Origin of the sequence: Pseudomonas sp. AU12215, assembly GCF_001675465.2 — a bacterium.
Taxonomy (GTDB): domain Bacteria; phylum Pseudomonadota; class Gammaproteobacteria; order Pseudomonadales; family Pseudomonadaceae; genus Pseudomonas; species Pseudomonas nitroreducens.
The window spans coordinates 18,410-36,878 of record NZ_MACM02000143.1 but is presented as its reverse complement, the minus strand read 5'-3'; the positions used below and the strand labels follow the sequence as shown (position 1 = coordinate 36,878).

General features: G+C 58.6%; 20 protein-coding genes and 1 pseudogene. 11 read left to right on the top strand and 10 right to left on the bottom strand.

Annotated features, from left to right (window positions below; translation table 11 throughout):
- A pseudogene (locus A9513_RS36575) lies at positions 1-97 on the top strand (maturase); the annotation flags it as partial.
- An 87-nt stretch (positions 98-184) separates the two neighbouring features.
- On the opposite strand, the gene A9513_RS22335 reads toward A9513_RS36575, so the two are convergent.
- From A9513_RS22335 to A9513_RS22315, 5 genes are read right to left on the bottom strand one after another with little or no spacing between them, the layout of a single operon-like run.
- The gene (locus tag A9513_RS22335) at positions 185-1,633 is read right to left on the bottom strand and encodes a 3'-5' exonuclease (RefSeq protein ID WP_065327788.1); all 1,449 of its coding nucleotides are present in this window, start codon (positions 1,631-1,633) and stop codon (positions 185-187) included.
- Positions 1,633-2,418: a FlhC family transcriptional regulator gene (locus A9513_RS22330; RefSeq protein ID WP_065327787.1), complete on the bottom strand. Its 786-nt coding sequence runs from the start codon at positions 2,416-2,418 to the stop codon at positions 1,633-1,635. Before A9513_RS22330 ends, A9513_RS22335 begins: the two co-directional genes overlap by 1 nt.
- 1 nt (position 2,419) lies before the next feature.
- Entirely contained in the window at positions 2,420-2,830 is a 411-nt protein-coding gene (locus A9513_RS22325) for a hypothetical protein (protein ID WP_065327786.1), read from the bottom strand.
- On the bottom strand, positions 2,823-3,335 hold the full coding sequence (locus A9513_RS22320) for a hypothetical protein (protein WP_065327785.1): 513 nt from the start codon (positions 3,333-3,335) through the stop codon (positions 2,823-2,825). Before A9513_RS22320 ends, A9513_RS22325 begins: the two co-directional genes overlap by 8 nt.
- Positions 3,336-3,338: 3 nt before the next feature.
- Positions 3,339-3,896: a transglycosylase SLT domain-containing protein gene (locus A9513_RS22315; RefSeq protein WP_065327784.1), complete on the bottom strand. Its 558-nt coding sequence runs from the start codon at positions 3,894-3,896 to the stop codon at positions 3,339-3,341.
- 523 nt (positions 3,897-4,419) lie between these two features.
- On the opposite strand from A9513_RS22315, the gene A9513_RS22310 reads away from it, so the two are divergent.
- On the top strand, positions 4,420-5,112 hold the full coding sequence (locus A9513_RS22310) for a hypothetical protein (RefSeq protein WP_065327783.1): 693 nt from the start codon (positions 4,420-4,422) through the stop codon (positions 5,110-5,112).
- Positions 5,113-5,690: 578 nt separating this feature from the next.
- Here A9513_RS22310 and A9513_RS22300 read toward each other — a convergent pair.
- On the bottom strand, positions 5,691-6,713 hold the full coding sequence (locus A9513_RS22300) for a ParM/StbA family protein (protein ID WP_065327781.1): 1,023 nt from the start codon (positions 6,711-6,713) through the stop codon (positions 5,691-5,693).
- 736 nt (positions 6,714-7,449) lie between these two features.
- Between A9513_RS22300 and mobI the strand changes: the two genes are divergently transcribed.
- The gene (gene mobI, locus A9513_RS22295) at positions 7,450-7,872 is read left to right on the top strand and encodes a conjugative transfer protein MobI(A/C) (protein ID WP_065278529.1); all 423 of its coding nucleotides are present in this window, start codon (positions 7,450-7,452) and stop codon (positions 7,870-7,872) included.
- A 64-nt stretch (positions 7,873-7,936) separates the two neighbouring features.
- Positions 7,937-8,242, top strand: a complete 306-nt coding sequence (locus A9513_RS22290) for a hypothetical protein (RefSeq protein ID WP_065327780.1) — start codon at positions 7,937-7,939, stop codon at positions 8,240-8,242.
- Between the two features lie 119 nt (positions 8,243-8,361).
- Here A9513_RS22290 and A9513_RS22285 read toward each other — a convergent pair whose 3' ends face one another.
- Together A9513_RS22285 and A9513_RS22280 are read right to left on the bottom strand one after the other, a co-directional pair.
- Positions 8,362-9,633 (bottom strand): Y-family DNA polymerase, encoded by a 1,272-nt coding sequence (locus A9513_RS22285; protein WP_065327779.1) that lies wholly within the window; start codon positions 9,631-9,633, stop codon positions 8,362-8,364.
- The gene (locus A9513_RS22280; protein WP_065327778.1) at positions 9,630-10,085 is read right to left on the bottom strand and encodes a LexA family transcriptional regulator; all 456 of its coding nucleotides are present in this window, start codon (positions 10,083-10,085) and stop codon (positions 9,630-9,632) included. Before A9513_RS22280 ends, A9513_RS22285 begins: the two co-directional genes overlap by 4 nt.
- Positions 10,086-10,445: 360 nt before the next feature.
- Here A9513_RS22280 and A9513_RS22275 point away from each other — a divergent pair, with 360 nt between their 5' ends.
- The 7 genes from A9513_RS22275 (at position 10,446) to A9513_RS22245 (ending at position 17,686) form a co-directional block, all read left to right on the top strand.
- Positions 10,446-13,880, top strand: coding sequence for an AAA domain-containing protein (locus A9513_RS22275; RefSeq protein ID WP_065327777.1), 3,435 nt, complete (start codon positions 10,446-10,448; stop codon positions 13,878-13,880).
- A 293-nt stretch (positions 13,881-14,173) separates the two neighbouring features.
- On the top strand, positions 14,174-14,608 hold the full coding sequence (locus A9513_RS22270) for a hypothetical protein (protein WP_065327776.1): 435 nt from the start codon (positions 14,174-14,176) through the stop codon (positions 14,606-14,608).
- 51 nt (positions 14,609-14,659) lie between these two features.
- A complete protein-coding gene (locus A9513_RS22265; protein WP_065327775.1) occupies positions 14,660-15,058 on the top strand; it encodes a hypothetical protein in 399 nt (132 codons plus the stop codon).
- A gap of 114 nt (positions 15,059-15,172) precedes the next feature.
- Positions 15,173-16,144 (top strand): hypothetical protein, encoded by a 972-nt coding sequence (locus A9513_RS22260; RefSeq protein ID WP_065327774.1) that lies wholly within the window; start codon positions 15,173-15,175, stop codon positions 16,142-16,144.
- Positions 16,145-16,147: 3 nt separating this feature from the next.
- Positions 16,148-16,801 (top strand): hypothetical protein, encoded by a 654-nt coding sequence (locus tag A9513_RS22255; protein ID WP_065327773.1) that lies wholly within the window; start codon positions 16,148-16,150, stop codon positions 16,799-16,801.
- A gap of 37 nt (positions 16,802-16,838) precedes the next feature.
- Complete coding sequence (locus A9513_RS22250) at positions 16,839-17,207, top strand: hypothetical protein (protein ID WP_065327772.1); 369 nt, start codon at positions 16,839-16,841, stop codon at positions 17,205-17,207.
- A 146-nt stretch (positions 17,208-17,353) separates the two neighbouring features.
- Positions 17,354-17,686 carry a hypothetical protein gene (locus A9513_RS22245; RefSeq protein ID WP_065327771.1) on the top strand — a complete coding sequence of 111 codons (333 nt, stop codon included), beginning with the start codon at positions 17,354-17,356 and terminating at the stop codon, positions 17,684-17,686.
- On the opposite strand, the gene A9513_RS36175 is transcribed toward A9513_RS22245, so the two are convergent.
- Positions 17,663-17,935 (bottom strand): hypothetical protein, encoded by a 273-nt coding sequence (locus A9513_RS36175; RefSeq protein WP_065327770.1) that lies wholly within the window; start codon positions 17,933-17,935, stop codon positions 17,663-17,665. The two genes, A9513_RS22245 and A9513_RS36175, sit on opposite strands and share 24 nt — an antisense overlap.
- Before the next feature lie 9 nt (positions 17,936-17,944).
- Positions 17,945-18,454, bottom strand: coding sequence for a hypothetical protein (locus A9513_RS22235; protein ID WP_065327769.1), 510 nt, complete (start codon positions 18,452-18,454; stop codon positions 17,945-17,947).
- Between the last annotated feature and the right edge of the window lie 15 nt (positions 18,455-18,469).

Sequence of the window (18,469 nt, the reverse complement as noted above, 5' to 3'; positions counted from 1 at the left end):
GCCGCATATGAATCAGGCGCTGCCGAAGAAGCTCTGGGACAGGCTTGGACTGGTCTCGATACTGGATACGATCAATCGGCTTAACCGCATGGCCTGAACCGCCGTGTACGGAACCGTACGCACGGTGGTGTGGGAGGACGGCGGCCGTGAGGCCGCCTCCTACCCGATGGAGTAGGGGAGGGGGCTAGCGAATCAGTCGATCAAGAAATTGAGATTGGCTCTCCAGCAATGCTTTAACACGAGTTGAGGCCACGTAGAGCAGGTTGAGTTCCTCATCGAGTTGGTGACCTTTCCCGCGGCGAGCGAGGGTTTCGAGCTTGGAGTCGAAGTCAGAGGCAATGACTATGTTGTTCCATTCCCGGCCTTTTGCACGGTAGACACCTGTAAGGGTTACCTCAGGGTGGTGCGATTGCCCGCTTCCTGAGAGGATCCGAATCAGATCATCAACTCGTTCACCGTATTCACTTGCCAGCATCCCAGCCTGGGACACTTCAGAGTCTGGGTGCTCAGCTGCCCAATCATCAAATTCGCCCCAATTCTTAAATTGAGAGTAAGCCGGATGCCTGATTTCGCGGTGGTTCCGTTGCATCAAAGCGTTGGCGCTGATGATCTTTTCTTTCAGATCCTGCATGTCGCCGACAATAGAGAATGGCGTACGGAGATCAGCAAGGACCATTGCGTCACGGGCTATGGAAACGTTGTGTCTGAAAATCTTGGTGTGAGAAGTTCCATGCCGGAGTTTTCCAATTCGAGTTTCTTTTCCCGCAAGACCTCTAAGCCGTATCGGCGGAGGGTTAGACTTAGCACTCAGAATTCGGTTTGCTACAGAGGCGATATCCGGCCCGAAACGGAAAGAAAGAGATAGGGGGTATCCGGCCCCAGGAATCTTCAGCATTGCGTCCTGGGCGCCCTTGTAGGCGTATAGCTGTTGGGCTGAGTCAGCAACCACCACGGCCCTCTGGGCGTACGCCAGACAGCCAAGCAGGACGCCGTTGGCATCTTGAGCCTCATCCAATAGCACCATGTCAAAGCTGGATAGGCCTGGGCAGCCCTGCAGATGCCATTCCTTGAGGTAAACCTCGTGGGGGAGGGGTAGCACCGTATTCTGCCCTACGCGCACGCCCTGGAAGAGCACAGAGGCATATTGGACTGCCAAGCCACCAACCACAGGGTCCTTGACCCAGGCGGGCAGGTGGGAAGCAAGCACAGAGGTAGAGCTGCTATTGCAGAAAGCAGAGACTGTCTGAAGGATTATCTTGCTGAAGTTGTCAGCGTCGATTGGGAGCTTTTTGCTTCTTAAATCAAAAGCTTGAACAATATGGGATGGATACAGATTACCTGTTTTCCGTCCCGACTTTAGCGCTGCTGTTGCTTCAAAAGCCATGCTGTTGAAGGTTCTGACGCTGGCAAGGTTGTTGAATCGCTCCTTCCCGTCGTCAACCAGCGGCTTGTTGTAGGCCAAATAACAAAGCCGGCGAGCGCCGGCTTCTTTGCAGCCCCTGGCTGCGCCTTGGAGGGTTGTGGTCTTACCACAACCAGCTCCGGCAACCGTTTTGATTATGCCCCTTGGCTTCTCTAGAAGCTGAACAGCAGCTTTTTCGATCGCGGCCTGCTCTTCGGTAGGGGAGTGCATTACGCCACCGCCAGGGCCGCCGGAGAGGCCTTCATAGCGCCGATGCCTTCCTGCTTGAAGGTAGAGAGCAGATCTACACCAGTAGCAAAACGATTAGTGATAGACGCGAGGTGAGCGTTGGTAAGTTTCGGTAGGGCCAGGCAGAGAGCGTATTCATCACTGTTAAGACCATGATCCTTGCAAATCTCGGTCTCGGTGCATCCCCAGTGCTTGAATTGCATTACGAGCGCAGAGAGCTCAATCAGCTCAGGAACCGAGCGCTCGGTAACAACGGCTTGGGCGTCACAGGAGAACAGATCGGTTCGAACGACCGCCCCATTGCAGATCGGGCAGCACTGGCGGCTGTCATGGATGCTTGAAACGAACTGGATATGGCACCCGCTGCAGGAGCGCATCATGACCTCGAGCGCACGGTAGTCGCGGGCGACTACCCATGCGTCGTCGATATCGAGGAAGTTGTCCAGGTCCACTTGATCGTTTCGGATTGCTGCATGGCAGTGGAAATACTGGTCGTGTGCCGCGATCACTGCATCGATATCTACATCGACTCGTGGCGTTTTCGCCAGATACAGGTAGTTCAGCATGAACAGACTGGCTTCCATAGCCTTAGCCTTCCCGCTCAGGATGCTGTGAGCTTGCGGCAAAGGACCAGATTCGGCCGGGCCAACAATGCCAAGCCGCTTTCTCAAACTCGCGACCTGTTTCCGGGTCAGTCCTGTCTGGGCGCGAATGATGGCGGAACGAAAACCGCAGCGGGCCATGCGAATGTCAAGAGTGGTGTCCATATCAGCAATCCTGGTTTAAGCGGGAGAAGAGGAGGTTGAGAACTTCAGCACTGCCTAGGCAGCGGCATTCGCGGGCGATGACCCAGGCTTCTTCAAGGGTCAGCGGGAATTCGTTTTGCTCGCTCACCGACTGGCTGTGAGCTGTGATCAGGGCATCAACCCCTACTTCAAAGTCAGCTGAATCCCAGTGTTCGAGGTAATTCATAACCAGGCCGATTGCTGCTTGGGCCTGAGTCGACTCGAAGACGATGGAATCAAAAGAGGGGAGGGCGGGTACCAGCTGGGTAACCGACGCTTTACGGGCAAGGTGAACAGCCGCGGCTGGTCCTACTGAGATACCCGTCTGAATTCGAATAATCGTGTCGCTAAAGCCGGCTTGGCCCATGCGAAGTGCTAGCTTGGAATCAGCCACTGACTTTCCCTCCGGAAAGAATCCGCATGAGGTTGGCCATTAGGTCCGTGCCTGACTGATTTTGGCGAGCGATGCGGTTGAAGGGAGTGCGGGGGGAGAAGGTGACTTTCCCCTGGGATGCCAAAGCGATTCGGTCTTTGAGGCTGCTATTGCAGAGCCAATCTGCATTGGTTTTGGAGCTAATTCCCCATGCGATCATGCCGACCCGGACGTTGCTGCGAATGTTCTCGGCGATGGCACCCAGAATCCCACTGATGGCCGCGACTTCTGCCGTTGGCATTACTGCGCTTCCCGCCAACTCTTTCGGGCGTATCTCGTCGAGGTTTACCTGGATGATCGAGGTTGGAAGGTCGGCCAGGCTCTGGAGGTCTGCATCAGAACAGTCGAGTAGCCATTGACGATCGACCTGATCAAGCGAGAAGAAACGACCGAATGAGCCGTTGTTCGTAGATGCCCAGTCTTTTGCTGTGTGTAGGACTAGGTTCAGCGCGTAATTATCGAGCATGGCTCAGGCCTCCTTACTTTCAAGGAGGATCAGGCGGCGCCAGATCGTCAGGACGTTGCGTCCATACTCGCGAGCCACCGACTCGAGTTCTGGGTTTGGGGTGTGGTATCGGCCGATGGCCAGTTCCAGATCACCGTGCTGCCCATCGATCATCTCGCACAGCACCTGCGTACCGATGCGTACATTGGTCTCAAGATCCAGCAGATCTTCAGGGTTGGCGACACGCTCGCCATTCCATCTGATGCTGATCTGCATAGCCCCTACAGCGATGCTCCGCGTCTTCTGCAACCCATCACGCAGTAGTTGCTTAGCTTGGCTGAGAGAGGCTGGGTGGTGCGGTTTGTCCGCGATATTGAGGGCCAGAGGATTCGGATTAACGATGCGTCCGGAGTACCGCTTCGATTCGACCAGGGCTACTGCATAGAGCAGCTTTGGGTCGACCTTGCAGTAGCGCTGGGATTGCCGCTCCCAGACCGTTCCTTTCAACGTAAACGCTTCAGCAGGCGCCTGAAAAAGCGCTGCTAATGTGGCTGAAAGCGTTAAAACCGGTATCCATTTCATAATCCGACCCTAGAAAGCAGGAAAATCTGACCCTGATATGGGGCGGGATTCTACTCGTGTAGCGGTATGTTTCAAGAAGGTTCGGTGACAAATGACCCTTAAGTGGGTCATTTGACGCTTGAAAATTGACGTAATCCGACGAACGGCACGGAACTCATGCGAGAAATGAGGCCTTGTTACCCTTTTTTGCCTTGTGAGGGGGTGTATTTGGTCAACGAGGGGCACAAATTCCGAAATACAGGGTCAGTAAATGTGACCCTATGGTCGCAATGATTATGACCCTACTCAGGTAGGCGCAATTTGGCGGCAATTTGCCTTTCGCCCCCTTAATTGGGTTTAATTGCAGCTTTCAAGACGTTGATTGACACTCACACAGGTCATTTTTAGACCCTATACTGTGGTGGCTTTCTGATATGCCAGTGGCGATAGCAGTCATAGAGCTGCGCCTCATGGGGAATGGATTTCGGCCATAAGCGGACATCCACCGGCTAAATGTGTGTGACAGTGAGAGCTTTAAGAAGCCATGCAATACGCATCAGAAGATATTTCCGTTGACGCTTTCATGAAGCGCGTCCAGGAGCGGATGGAGCTTCTTGATATCAAGCCGAAGCAATTGGCTCAGTTAATCAGCCGCAACGAGAGCACGACCAAGAACATTGTTTACAAAGGTTCTGAGTGCAATCGTTTGACATTGATTTTGCTTGCCAAGGCTCTGCGTACAACCGTTGAGTACCTCGCTACCGGCGCCCTCATCGCTGACGCCGAGGAAACGATCACCCTGACGATTCATACACCTGAGTCGCTAGCAATCAGCCAGGGGTTTGCGGATGTGAGGCGAACGAGCAGAGACTCGGACCTGCCGATCAAATCTCTGCCACTGCCTAAACGCCTGATTCAGTCTCATGGCGTTAATCCAGAGAAAGTCCGAGCGATGTACATCAACTCGGATGCCCTTCAGGGAACGCTGGATCAAGGAAGCATCGCTCTGGTCGACACGGACACCAAGTTTCTTCACGAAGGCTGCTTTCTCATTTGCATTCGTGACACGGTGATCATGCGGCTCGCATCGCCTGTATCCTCGGGGTTTGCACTTACCTCCACGAACGTCAACATCGTGGGTACGACGGTTACACTGGACTCTACAGGCGCGATGAACAGCAAAGGCACGGCGGTAGTCGGGAAGATCTTCCTGCGCATAAGCATGAATCGACTCTAAGTAGCCTTCTATCCAAATGAAAAGCCCGCCAATTGGCGGGCTTTTTGTTACGTCATACCCACTTTGAATCCGTGGCCAGACCGTCGGGGTTTTCGTGCAGCTGAGGGCTGCTGTCCGTGGATAGGTTCATTTGCTGTCGCGGCTTCAGTGGTCGGCCGCTGGTGTCCAGCGCCGTTCACGTCTTCAGCTAAAGCATCCCCAGTCCCTGGTCTCTCACTCTCGGCAGGTGGAGGAGGTGGTGCAACCGGTTCGATTGCCGGGGCAGGAGTTTGCTCAGGTGCCGGCGGAGCCGGCTCCCGCGGTGTTGGTGTTGGTGTTGGTGCTGCCGGTGCTGAGGCTACAGCCGCAGTTGGAGCTGCGACTGTAGGTACGGTCGGAGAGGGGAGGTCCTGGGCGGGCAGCAGTTGATGCCCCATGGCCGCCATTTCCGCTATCTGCCCGATTTGGGCAAGCACGATCAACCGTTTGACCCGTTTACGCTCAGGGAGCGCAGCGAGCTCGCGATAGAGCCGTGTGTATGTGGACTCGGATACCGTTGCAAGCATCTTGATTTCGCCGCCAGACATCTTCCCGCTCCTTTAAACGACGCTGTTCTTTCCGTGGAACCAGTAGCCAGAGGCGTTGGAGGTCACGTTGTTGTCGGCAACGATCACCTTGGCCTTGGGGAAGAGGTACTGGGCCGCGTCTTTATAGAACCGAGCGCCGCCACCGCCAAGCAGGATGAAGTCGAGAGCCTCACCCTCCATGAAGCGCATTTGCTCCTTGAGGTTGGACAGAGCGCGAGGTGCGACTTTGCCCATGGCACGATCCACATACGGGGCCAGAGCGATGCGTTCGCCGAACATGAGGACGGTGTCCCGATTGTTTTGCATGGCGATCTCGAGCTTGTCGCGACCAGGTCCCTCGCCGCCGTGCTCCATAGCGAACTCTTCATTGATGGCGTCCAGGACGACACTCATAGCGTCCAGGGACGTGCTCGACGAGTCGCGCTGAATGTCGCCGCGGCGGAACATGACCCAGTCAACGCTGAAGAAACCAGGATCGAGGACGAGCAGGTTTGCCTCAGCGAACAGATCGGCATCTTCGTGGTAGCTGTTGATCTCACAGAGGGTACCTACCGGCTGAGCAATTACCTCAACCTCGCGGACCTCAATCGTCCGCTTCGGCGCTACTTGATGAATGCCCGTCAGCCGCTTCGTCAGCGCTTCAACGAGTTTCGCGTCTCGCGCTTGAGCCGTAGGCAGGCCGGTTACGAGACGGTCAACCACGTTACCGTCCTGGCACGAAGCAATCAGTGCGGCGTGGTACAGAGCTTTGTAGGGATCGGTCGCCGGATAGTCGCCGTGCAGCTCTCGATTAAGACGTGCGCGTCCTGGATCGAGGAACGCCGCCCACGGCTCACCGTTTACTTCCACGGCGTACTCGCCTGGTTTGAGAGCCATGCTGCCATGCAGCTGGCTGATCGGTGCCGCCTGAGCCGGACGTACCAGGAGGGTAGGCTCCTCGTCAGTGGACAGGCCGTAGGCCAGCTTCCCGTTCGAGTACCCGCAATCCCAGCCGACGATCAGTTTGGGTGCTTGTGCTTCGCTCTTTCTGCTCATTGCTTCTCCTAAGCCCTAATGGCTGTTGCTTGTTCTGCAGCTCTGCAGATGTTTTCCGAGTACATCGCCCCGCTTTCGCCCTCAGCCGCTCAAAATGTCGACTATTGATCGACAAGAGATGGAAAGCCCTGCGCGAGCCTTGCCTTGATCGGCTTGGTCGACAAACAGTCGACTAAGGCGCCTCTGCGGATCGACTACTGCTCGACTAGGAACAGCCTGCCACGGTTTTCAAATATGCAACCCCCCAATCCGGCCCTGGAGATGGGCCACATTTTCTCTCTGGTAGGGCCACGCCAATTTCCGAGAAATCGCCTCTCCCTGGAGAGTGTTTTCGAGGGTGCTCAGCGTAAGAAGTGCGTCCAGAAATGCGTTCCGCCGATCAGGCACCGCAATGGCCTAGCCACAGTGCATAGCAATCTGTATGCGATATAGATAGCGCATGCAGATTTGTATGCGCTTCTATCTTTGCTTTCCCGTGGCTCGCAACGTTATGGGGAATACAAATTTGTATGCTCCATAGATAGGGCATACAAAGAAGAATGCTTATTCGCGAGATGGGGAAATCGCCATATGGCGCATACAGATTTGTTTGCGACATAGATAGAGGATAGGCAGAATCAACGCAGTTTTTTTGGACGCTTCGGCATGCATCTGGGACCGGCGAACGCATGGTTGACGATAGAGAGCATGTAAGTGAAATTGCGATATAGATAGTTTATGGAGATTTTTTCCCGTGATGCATTCAGCTGAAAAACTCATCCAAGGCCTGGATGAGTACTTCGAAATTGTCTATGCGAAGGCCCTCGATGCGAGGGACAGATTTTGGGTGGAGGCGAGGGCGTCGGGTAAGACGCTTTTCAGGGGTGTCGCGATCTCGCGCAGGGGAAACAGCGTGGACATCTACTGGCTTCGTTTTGCCTACAAAAAACACGAGCACGGCCCGCAGGAGAAGCCATTCAAAAACAGGGTGCCAAAGGGTAAGGGTGGCTACCCTCGTTTCTCGCGGGCCCAGATGGGAAGGATGGAGGCCTGGCTAGAGGAGATGTTCAACCGGTACGAGGATGAGTTCGAGATCTACCGCCAGCTGATGAAGGAGAACCGGACTATGCGTCGCGATCTTGAGAGGCATATGAGGCTGGGAACGAAGGTTGAGTGGTAGGGGTTGCAGTTTTGGCGATGGCGGTAAGGTAGAGACGTATCTCCAACCAAACAGGTATTTCGACATGGCACTCACCCCAATCTTCGTAAGCGGCGACCTCTCCATCCCGGCGGATCAACTCGACAGCTGGGCCGACATCTACTTCGAGGCCAAGACCGCTGGCCTGATGCATGTGCCGCTCTCTGTCTTTCTCAGTGATCCGATGCGGTACATCGCTGAAGGCGGTCAGCCGGTTGTCGAGTCTGCGCAGGACGACGAGTTTCTACCGCTTCTCCCGCGGCAGGCCGAAGTGGCCACGCGCATACAGGAGCAATGGGCTCGCGAGGACGCTCAGCGTGGCAACCACCTGACGCTTGTCGCCAGTCGCTAACAAACGACTCGTCGCATCAGGAGAAAGGTGAGCGTTCAGTCGGCAAAAAAATGGATAGGGGGGAAGCCAGCTCGGCGCATGACCTGGACTCCCTTCCTGATGCAGGGATGGCAGCTGAACTAGTACACGGTCTTCAAATCGGCGAGCTTTGTGCTGAATGCCGGGCTCGTATCCTCAGATTTTCCCCGCCAACGTTTCCCCGAGAATTCGCTGGCAACCGCAATGGTCCCCCGGCCGAACTTCCCGTTAATCCCATCCAAAGCCGACATAACGTCCGAGCTGACGGCTGACGACTGACCGAACAATTCCCCCTGAGTCATAGCCCCATTCGGAGCAATGCCCATTAGGCAGACCCCAGCTTTGGAGAACTCAACGCCAGAGCGAAATACGGACGCAGCTGCCTCAGAGACCAAGGACGCCAGCACGCGAGAGTCATCCAGAGGTGAGCGAAACTTCACTGTGACCGTTTTTGCGTACGGGGCTGCGCGGGTGCTGAACGGACTAGATTGCGCATACACCCGCATGAACGACGTAGTGCACTGCTGACGACGTAATTTCGTAGCAGCGCTGGAGACAAAAGACACCAGCGCGTTAGCAAGCTCGGCGACTGAAGTGACAGGCACACCAAAGGACCGAGAGACGTTGATCATCTGCCTAGGGGTGCCGGGATCGTCGAGTGAGATCGCACATATCCCGTTGAGCTCTAGCTGCGTCCGAATGACCGTGACGGGAAACTCTCGCTCCAGTACGTGTCTCGGTGCGGCGGCGAACTCGGCAGCGGTCTTAATCCCCAGGGCGAGAAGTTTCTTCGTGACGGAAGGCCCGATCCCCCAGACCTCGGAGACGGGAGTCAGGCGTAGGAGGGAAAGGCGGTCATCAGCCCCCATCAGATTGCAGAGGCTCGACCGTGTGACCCGCTTAGCGGCGTAGGAGGCCAGTTTTGCCAGGGTGAGAGTCGGACCGATGCCGGCGCCTGTACCGAGTCCGCACCACTGCTTGACGCGCAAGCCTGCCTCCAGGGTCATCGAGTGGAGCTGCTCATCCGACATGCCGTCGCAGATGGCGAACCCCTCATCGATTGAGTACACGGCCAATTTCGGCACCACAGACGACAATGTGCGCATCATGCGACTGCTCATGTCGCCGTATAGCGCAAAGTTCGCAGAGCACACCGTCACACCCTCACGCCAGAAGAAATTGCGGACGTGGTGCGCCGGATCGCCGACTTTGATGCCTAGCGCCTTCGCCTCCTCGCTGCGGGAAATTACGCATCCGTCATTACTGCCGGCGACCACTACCGGGCGATGTAGAAGCTCAGGACGCCATACGGACTCGACGGAGTAGTAGAAGTTGTTGGCGTCGAACAGCACATATGCAGGGCGACCGTTCATTGCCGTCGCAGGTCGTGCAGGTTGAAAGTGCATACCCCCCAAATGACCAGGTCTTCGGGGTTGGGGATAGCAATCGGGGGATAGGCAGGGTTTTCTGGCGCCAGCAGCACGATATTTGACTCGGTCTCCAGTAACCGCTTGCAGACGAATTCGCCGTCGTAGATCGCTGTAACTATCGAGCGGTGCTTCGCCCGCAGAGACCGGTCCACCACGATGATGTCGCGCGGGTAAATGCCAACGCCGGTCATAGAGTCCCCGCCAGCCCGCATCAGGTAGGTGGCGGGCGGATTGAGGATCGCGATTTCGTCGAGCGACGTCATCGACTCGACGAGATCCTCAGCGGGGGAAGGAAAGCCGCAGGAGATGTGACTAGAGAAGAGGGGTACAAGCTTTGTCCGCGGAGTTCGCGCCAACAACGAGGCGGAGCCGAGCAGGGTCATGGTGTCGTTCATCGCGCACCTGTATGTATATACAGTTAGGGGCCGTGATGATACGCCGGTGACCGTAGCGGACAAGCTCCAGGCGACGAAGATACTTCGAGGAGCAAAAAACATGGATAGGGGGGAAGCCAGCGCCGGCCTTCCAGGAACTACTCCGGATGTTGAAGCAGGGGGCGGTCCCGCCGACGAACGCACACATTCAGCACAACGGGGAAATCTCCACCCCCAACACCACAGGCGACTATTTTGCAGGCACAGAGAGACCAGAGCCGCCAAATGAAACATTCCCCGACCGGGCAACAATGCGACTCCGAAAAGACATAGAGGCAGTTACTCTCGCCGCAGAGCTACAGACAGCACATAGGACAATGAATGCCCCCACACATTACTGACGACAAAGCGGCAGTTATCCGCTACTGGCACGCCGTCGAACTGCTCAGCCCCCAGACAGTGCCATTTCCGTCCACCAGGGAAAGGGCAAGCCCGCGTGACGCTGTGGTGCATGACCTATCGAGAAATGGAGCGCTCGTCCTGCCCTGGTCACCGCAGAGCCGGCTGGCGAAGATGGTCATTCCCCAAAACCGCACTTGGAGCCACCTGGTCTACGGCCACTGCTTCGACTACCGCTTGATCGTCGACCTCCTGGAGCAACACTTCGGCGCAGACAACGGCTATCGGGAAACGCGAGAAAGTATCGCCGGACTTTACGCGCTCCGTTTCACTGCCCAGGGAAAGATGGTCGAAGACAGCTTCGTGCTCTCCAGCGCCGCATGGCTCGCTGGCAGAATTCTCACAGGACGCGAGCGGCTGAGCGGATTCGAGGACGCCCAGAGCACAGCCGCAGAAATTGCAGCTGAAACGCTTGAGGGCGTGGTGACGCCTATGGCACTGGAGGCCCTGACCGCGAAAGTCATCGCCCACCTGTCTCTCGCCGACTTTTTCTCACCTGCCCCCAGCCGCTACATCTGCCGGTCAACACCTGTTCGGCCAAGCGCAGCAGACGCGACCGACGATCCTCTCAACAGCTTCCTGCTTGATGACCTCGCCAGGGTTGCGAGTAGCGTCGCAGGTGGCGAAAGCAGCGCTGCACTGGAGGCGTACCTGTCACTGCATGACGGTACGAAGCGAGTTGACCTGAGCGACGATGTTTCGTCAGGGACGCAGTGCGGCTTGCTGGCGCTGGGCCGCTACCCAACCGGCTGCTGGCCAGCGCCTGGCGACCTCGGCCTGGTGCACTCGCAACAGCTCGCTGTGAACACGATTCGCGACGGGCTGGAGCGCGGGGCGGGACTGCTGTCGGTAAATGGGCCGCCGGGGACGGGTAAAACAACGCTGCTGCGGGACATCGTCGCCGCGGTGGTGACCAACCGGGCGGACGCCCTCGCGAGGCTTGCCACTTCGTCTGACGCATTCCTCGACAAGGGGACTGTCGTTGATGCGGATAAGAACCGAGGGTACTGGCCGCTCCATCCAGATCTACTGGGGCACGAGATTGTCGTTGCGTCGTCGAACAATGGCGCAATCGAGAACGTCACCCTGGAACTACCGCAGATCGACAAGGTGGACGCCAGCTGGCTCGATGAGTATGACCTGTACGCCGATATTGCCTCGGTGGTCTCCGGGCAGCCGGCCTGGGGACTTATCTCAGCCGCCCTCGGCAGCAAGGGGAGGCGAAGTGTCTTCGTCGACGCTTTCTGGAGCGGCGTATCCCGGCGTAAGGCTGCGGTTGATGCTGGTGCTGCGGAACAGCGCCAGCAGGCGGCGGGCGCCGAGGGGCGACCTGATGATGAGGTAAGCGAGCAGGGCGAGGGTGCTCCGGGCGCCGGTGCCGGGCTGCTCCAGGATGGCCACGCGACTTCCCAGGGAGCGCTGGCGCCGAGAGCTGAAGCCGCGGCTGCCGTCGGCGTGGAGGAAACTGCGACGCCCAGGGGCATGGAGGCCTGGCTCAACGACCAGCGCAAGAACATCCCGGCTGCCGAAAAAGCTGCTCTGTGGAAACAGGCAGTTCAGCGGTACCAAGATGCTAAGCGGGAGGCGGATCTCGCCGCCCAGGATGCCCTGAGGATCACCACCCTGCTCCGGCTGCGCCATGACGTCTGCAAAGAGCTGCCGAAGTTGCAGCAGGCCATCGCCGATGTAGCAGCTGGTGCCAGGGCGTTGGCGAGCGATCTGGAGGACAGGGAGAAGGACGCTGGTGCTGCAGAAGCGCTGCTTGAGGATGCGCTGGCGGCAGTCGCAGAGCTGCTAAAGCGTCGCCCAGGGTTTTGGGAGAACCTGCTCAGCTTCTGGCGGGCGGGCCGGCGCTGGGCCCAGGAGGAGGGCAATGCCCGCGCCCAGCGGGAGCTGGCGCAGGGTCGCTGCAAGCGGATTGACCGTGAGATGCAAACATTGCTGGAGAAGGCCGAGCGCCAGCAACGCGCGTACGCAGACGCAAAAGCAGCAGCTGAGAGCGCACATCAGGAGGCCAGGCGTCTCTCCAGCGAAGCGATCGCGTTGGCGAAGCACTACGGCGCCGAGCATCTGCGGGTATTCCTGGAAACCGGTGCCATCGGCCGCGGTGAAGCGATAGAGCTCGCTGAGCCCTGGAGCATTCCAGGCTGGCGCCGGGCCAGGGCGAAGGTGTTTCTGGAGGCCATGCGCCTACACCAGACGCTTTTCCAGCTGGAGTCATCGCGGGTCTTCACCAATCTCACCCTTGCCAAGGTCGTGCTCGAGGGCGAGCGGTACCAGAACATCCCGCGCGAGGCGATCCGGTCGGTGTGGGGCACCCTGTTCATGGCGGTACCGGTGCTGAGCAGCACATTCGCCTCTTTCGCGCGGTGCTTCAGCACCCTCGGCGCCGGCGATATCGGCTGGCTGCTCGTCGACGAGGCCGGCCAGGCGACGCCGCAGGCGGCTGTGGGGGCATTGTGGCGTTCGAGGCGGGCGGTGATGGTCGGCGACCCGCTCCAGCTGGAGCCGATCAACCAGGTGCCGCCGGCGGCCCTGGAGCACATGCGAAGAGCCTTCGGGGTGGAGGCGCATTGGATGCCGCACCAGCTGTCCGCGCAGCGGCTCGCGGATCTGGCCAACCCGATCGGCAAGGAGATCGGCCCGGAGGGTAGCAAGGTGTGGGTCGGCCTCCCGCTGGTGGTCCACCGCAGGTGTGACCACCCCATGTTCGAGGTCGCCAACCGTATCGCCTACTCGGGCGGGATGGTCTACGGAACCTCCCGGAGGGTACCCGATACCCCCCCGACCCTCCCGTCAGGGTGGGTGCAGGTACGCGGTACCTCCAGCGGGAACTGGGTACCCTCGGAGGGGAGGTCGCTGAACCTCCTCGTTACCCTCCTGACCCTCGAGGGGGTACCCCCGGAAAGCATCTCGGTCGTCACGCCTTTTGGTGACGTAATTCGTCAGGTCGGCGGAGGTACCCTCTCGAAGGTAGGGGCAACCTCCGGAACCATCCACACCATGCAGGGGAAGGAGGCCGACGTCGTCATCCTGGTGCTAGGGGGTAACGCAGACCCCCAGCGACCCGGCGCCAGGGGGTGGGTGGTCTCCAAGCCGAACATGCTCAACGTCGCCGTCACCAGAGCCAAGCGTCGGCTCTACGTGATTGGCGATCGCACCGACTGGGAGAAGCGCCGCTACTTCAACCAGGTGATGGATCTGCTGCCGGTGGTTAGCGTCGAGGCGGCGCTCACGCGGATGGAGGCGGCTCAGCGGACGAGCGAGGTGCGCGGCCGCACTGAGCAGGATGGCGACTGGCAGGCGGCGCTGGTGCTGTCTGACAAGCTCCAGGTAGGTCGCCCATCGACAAGCTGAGCGGGTTGGGCGGCCGCCCGGCCGTGCGGAGTGTTCTCCAGGGCGCATCTCAGGAGTGGCACCAGCAGGCTACAGACGGAGCAATTCCCTCTGTAGCTGCACGTCATTGCGCCCCGGCCGGCTGCCAGATCAGGCGTCGAGCCCCTCAGATGGGAGCAATAGCCCCAGTGCGACGAAACATCAGATGCAAAGATGCCGCCTGTACCTTCAGCAGAAGGCCCCAGCGCTGGCCGCCATATTTTCGTATGGGGCACAGCGTGTCGGGCCGGGCGCCACGTTGACCAGGAGCATTGATGACGAACGTGAAGTTGGAAGACCTGAGTAAAAGCCAGCAGTGGTTGCTCAACGGCTATGTGGCCCTGTACCTGTCCAGCGTCGATCGGCTGGCTGCCACCTGCGCCGGCCTTACCATTTCGGCCATGGCCTATCCCGCGTTACTCCTGAGGGGCGAGGTGGCTGTTTGGCTTGGCGGAGCTCATGGCGAAACCCTAGGCACCATCGCCGGGCTGCTGCTCATGTTCGCCGGCTTCACCATTCTTTCGCGGCTCGTGGGCTTTTGGATCATCAACCCGCTTTGGGGCCTGTGCATTCTCGCCAAGGCACGATACCGCTACGGGCCAGTTACCCGCCGGAAGATTCTGGAGTGGGTTATCGAGCAGGGTGGCGGTGAGTCCAAGGCCGCGCTGGACATAGCCGCGCTGGCGCGGGCCCAGGGTGAGCTGAAGTAGCTCAGCAGCCACCGTGCATCCATCGCCATCCCTTTTCAGGAGCCTATGACCATGACGCAGTCCTCCATCGAGGTGCACCCAGACTTTCCTTTCATCCGCGTTGGCCTGGCGTACGACTTCGACACCTCGCTTGCGGGGTTGCCTCGGGAAGAGCACGTGGTCGATCCCGGAGATTGGTGGATGGAGGTGGCCGGAGAGGTTCAGGGGCTTGTTTACGGATCCCGTGATAGGGCCCTGGCTGACGTCGAAAAGGTGATCTTTGCAGAATGGCGTGACAATTCGTTCGTTGAGCAGCAGATCGCTGCAGCGGTGGACGCCGGGAATACCCATCTCGCGCTAAGGCTGGCGGAAGGCCGCGGCCGGGCCAGGGGGAGGCGTGACGCCAAGGAAGAGTTCGCAGCGGCTCTGAGTGAGGTTGACCACGTCCTGAAGCGTTTTCGGAGTCGGTGAGTCGAGGCCCTAAAGGGGGAGCAATTCCCCCTGTAGACGCTACCCATACATGAAAACATTGCATCCACGAATCGCAGTGTTCAGCGGCGTTTGCCCCTTCCTACAGGAGCTTCCATGCGGAATCCCATCTTCCAATACTCCGTCGTTTCCGAGTCCAGCCACAGCAGATTTGGCGGTGCACCGTCGCATGCGGCGCATAAAAGCAACTTAGAGGTAATGCTGTGCGGGGTGAGCCGCGCCATCTTTGGCTGCGCTTCGTCCGAGAGTCTGGCGGGGCTGGATGGTGTGGTCAGTTGTCCTGAGTGCATGCGTGTGCTGCAGGAGCGTGGCGTTGGTAGTTATGCCGGTCCGCTAGGGTTCCTCCCTACATCGGTAGTGAAGAATGGCGTGCTACTCGATTACTTCAGTGTCGGGATCTTCGATCAGGGGTACGAGGATTTCTTCGCTCACGGTCACCACGCACCAGGCGTGGTGCTGGGTATTGCGCGGGAAATGTTCATGAACCGTCTCGAAGGCTGGGAAGAGCTGCAAACGACGGTATACGCGCACTGGAGCGCGTCTATCGAGGCTCACGAGAAGGACGGGCCTTTCTGCAGGCTGACATGGCATAAGACAGCGGATGAAGAGGGGTACAACCCCACAATCAAGGTCTTCCCCCGCCAGATCACTGTGATTCGGCATGAAGCGTGGCCGCTGCTGGAGAAGCACGGCACGGAAACCGAGCACGCCTGCAGGCGGCTGAAGGCCTGGTACCTCGGCTCGACAAAGCTCGGCAGGGTTCCAACTCCTGATGACCTCGACATCCGGTACACCCGTGGATACACCGTTTGCGGTGTCCCCTCTGGAAGCACCGAGAACACCTGTCTTGAATGGCCGACGGCTTACTTCGAAGAGGCCATGCAGCTTCTCGGGAAGTGGGAGGTTGCCGGTGCGACCGGATTGAAGCTCGTAGGTTGGTCGTGTGGCATCTCGCTCGAGGAGCTGAGAGCCGGTGGCGCCACGATCATCCGGCACGGAATTCGTGAGCACGGAAGAGACTTTCCCTTCTGGGAGTTCCTCGACATGTATCAGCTGGCGGAGCGTTGAGAGATGAAAAATTCCCAGGAGGAGCAAGCTATGTCGGGCCAGGCGATCCGTATCGAGCCAATCGAGCGTGATCTGCACCTCAACTGTCCAGAGTGCCAGGCTACTCGTCTGCAGGTGACCACCAGTACCTGCACTGTACCCGTCGGTAAATACTGGCTCACAGACGGCGACACGATTCCGGGATTGGAGACTGCTCTGATCAGGTCGCGCATGGAGAAGCCGATTCCTGCAGATCAGCAAGCAGCCGGGCGTCGTAGCAACTACGACTACGAGCTGCTGGTAGGGAATTGCCACGTGTGCCAGGCGGAGTACATCGTGCTGTCGGCGAAGATGATCGATTCTGCTGTGTCCGTCGACGAGGCATTCGTCCAGGCGTACTTCTACGAGAATCTCGAAGTCAGCCCGCCTACCTACTGGAGTGGCCGACAAGAGGGCGAAGAGCAGCCTTGGCTTATCGCCCGACATGACACACCCAAGGGAGTCGTCCTTTGCCATACCTTCGGCCCGTTCAGCCTCAACGGATCAACGATGAAGGGGAAATACGGCGTCTCCAGTTGCGGTGGAGACAAGGGCTCCTGGGGCTTCGCCTGGCGCTTCATGCTGGCCAAGTGGTCCCGCCTCAAGGAACTGGCGGAAGTGGTCAACCGTCAAGCCTGAATAGAACGGTGCGTGGTGCACCAGATAAGGAGATGAGATGAGTTTGTCCTGTAACCTGAGCGTTCGCTATATCGACGCACTTCAGCAGCTTCCACAATTCCTCTGTGCCGTGCCGGCGCGTGAATCGGTGACGCACGTCCTGACAGGCGTGCGAATTTCCCCATTAGGTGAATTGCAGGACGCCGATGACACCGCGGGCCTGCTCGAGGTCGAGTTTCCTGGTGGAAATAAAATCCAAGTGATTGGTGCTTTGTACCTACAGCTGGCTTTGAAAGAGGCGGCGGAAATCGAGATCAGCACCAGCCCTTCTGACTTCGGCATCCGTGAGTCGAAGTATTCGCCTGTGCAGCAGCGTATTGCTGATCTGGCGGAACACCTCAACCGGAAGCATGCGCTCGACGGCTAGGCAGCAGTGCTTCCGGGGAATAGAGCCTCACGAGCCCGGATATGGGACGAATACAAGCCGTGCTGAAGGTCTGAGCTGAAAGAATGCCGCCCCTGGCTCCTTGGCAGGGGAGCATCGGTACAACAGCAAGATTCCTGGAGAACAGAATGGCGGGCGCGGCGCAGTTATTGGTGGAAGTGGTAGAGCACGAGGACGGCATGCATCTGGCTGAGCTGGATCGCGAGGAGCGAGAGTACATCTCGATCGAGGTCGGAGGCACGATCGTCTACGGGCAGAAGCCGACAATGTTCTACCTGTCGAAAAGCCAGAAGGAGCTGATCTCCGACCTGCAGGCCGAGATCCGCAGAGAAGGGGAGGCCTGCCCGGAGCGGCTGAAAGGCCTTTTCCGGCAACTGGAGCAGTCGGGGCTAGTGCTGGAGCCGGAGGCAGCAAGCCTTCGCAAGCACATCAACGGCCTAGCGCCGAAGGCCGCCCTCTAAGACCAGGCTGATCACCTCGTCATTGAGCCGCCGAAGCGCCAGCCTCGTTGGTGCTGGGTCGCTGAGCTGGTCGCCCTGGCCATCCCGGTCGTATGCAACGATCAGTTGCGCCTTCCAGCGTACGCCGTCAAGTCTGTGGTCAGGCTTCTCGCCCCTACCAATCGCTACACGTGCGGCGCGATAGGCCTCATACCAATCAGCACGAGGTGCGTTGTAGTGGCCGAGGCCTGGCTTGCGTTTGAACGGCATCGCTTTCACCTAGGACAGCAGGGGAACGGCGGCCGTGAGGTCCCCGCCAGACACAATCCCCAGCTTGGGAACGTAGGCAACGGTATTGCCGGACTCGTCCTGGGTGCGGAAGCACAGGTAAAAACCGAACTCCAGAGGGCTTGCTGCCCCCGGCACGCCGGGCAAGTAGCACTCATTGGCGATATGCCCAACATTCTGGCCATAGATCGGGGCGATGCCGGCTACCTCGATATCCGCCGACTCGCAGATGATCCGCAGCTTTTGGCGAATCTGGCCCTTGTTGTAGTCGAGCATTGGCCGCTCTTTACGATGCAGGCGAATTTGCCGGATCTCGTGACGCAGCAGGGCCCGGAAGTAGAACGCCTTGTTCGCTTCGTGCTTGAAGCTGAACGCAACGCGATCGCCTACGTTGAAAAGCGGCTTCGGGATCTGATTGCTTGTCGCGGCCAGGGGGCAGCTGGGAGAAATGGCACGGGCCATGGCGTTCTGCTCTGTGTTGGGAGTGGGCGTTGCTGTCATGCCTATTTTCCATTG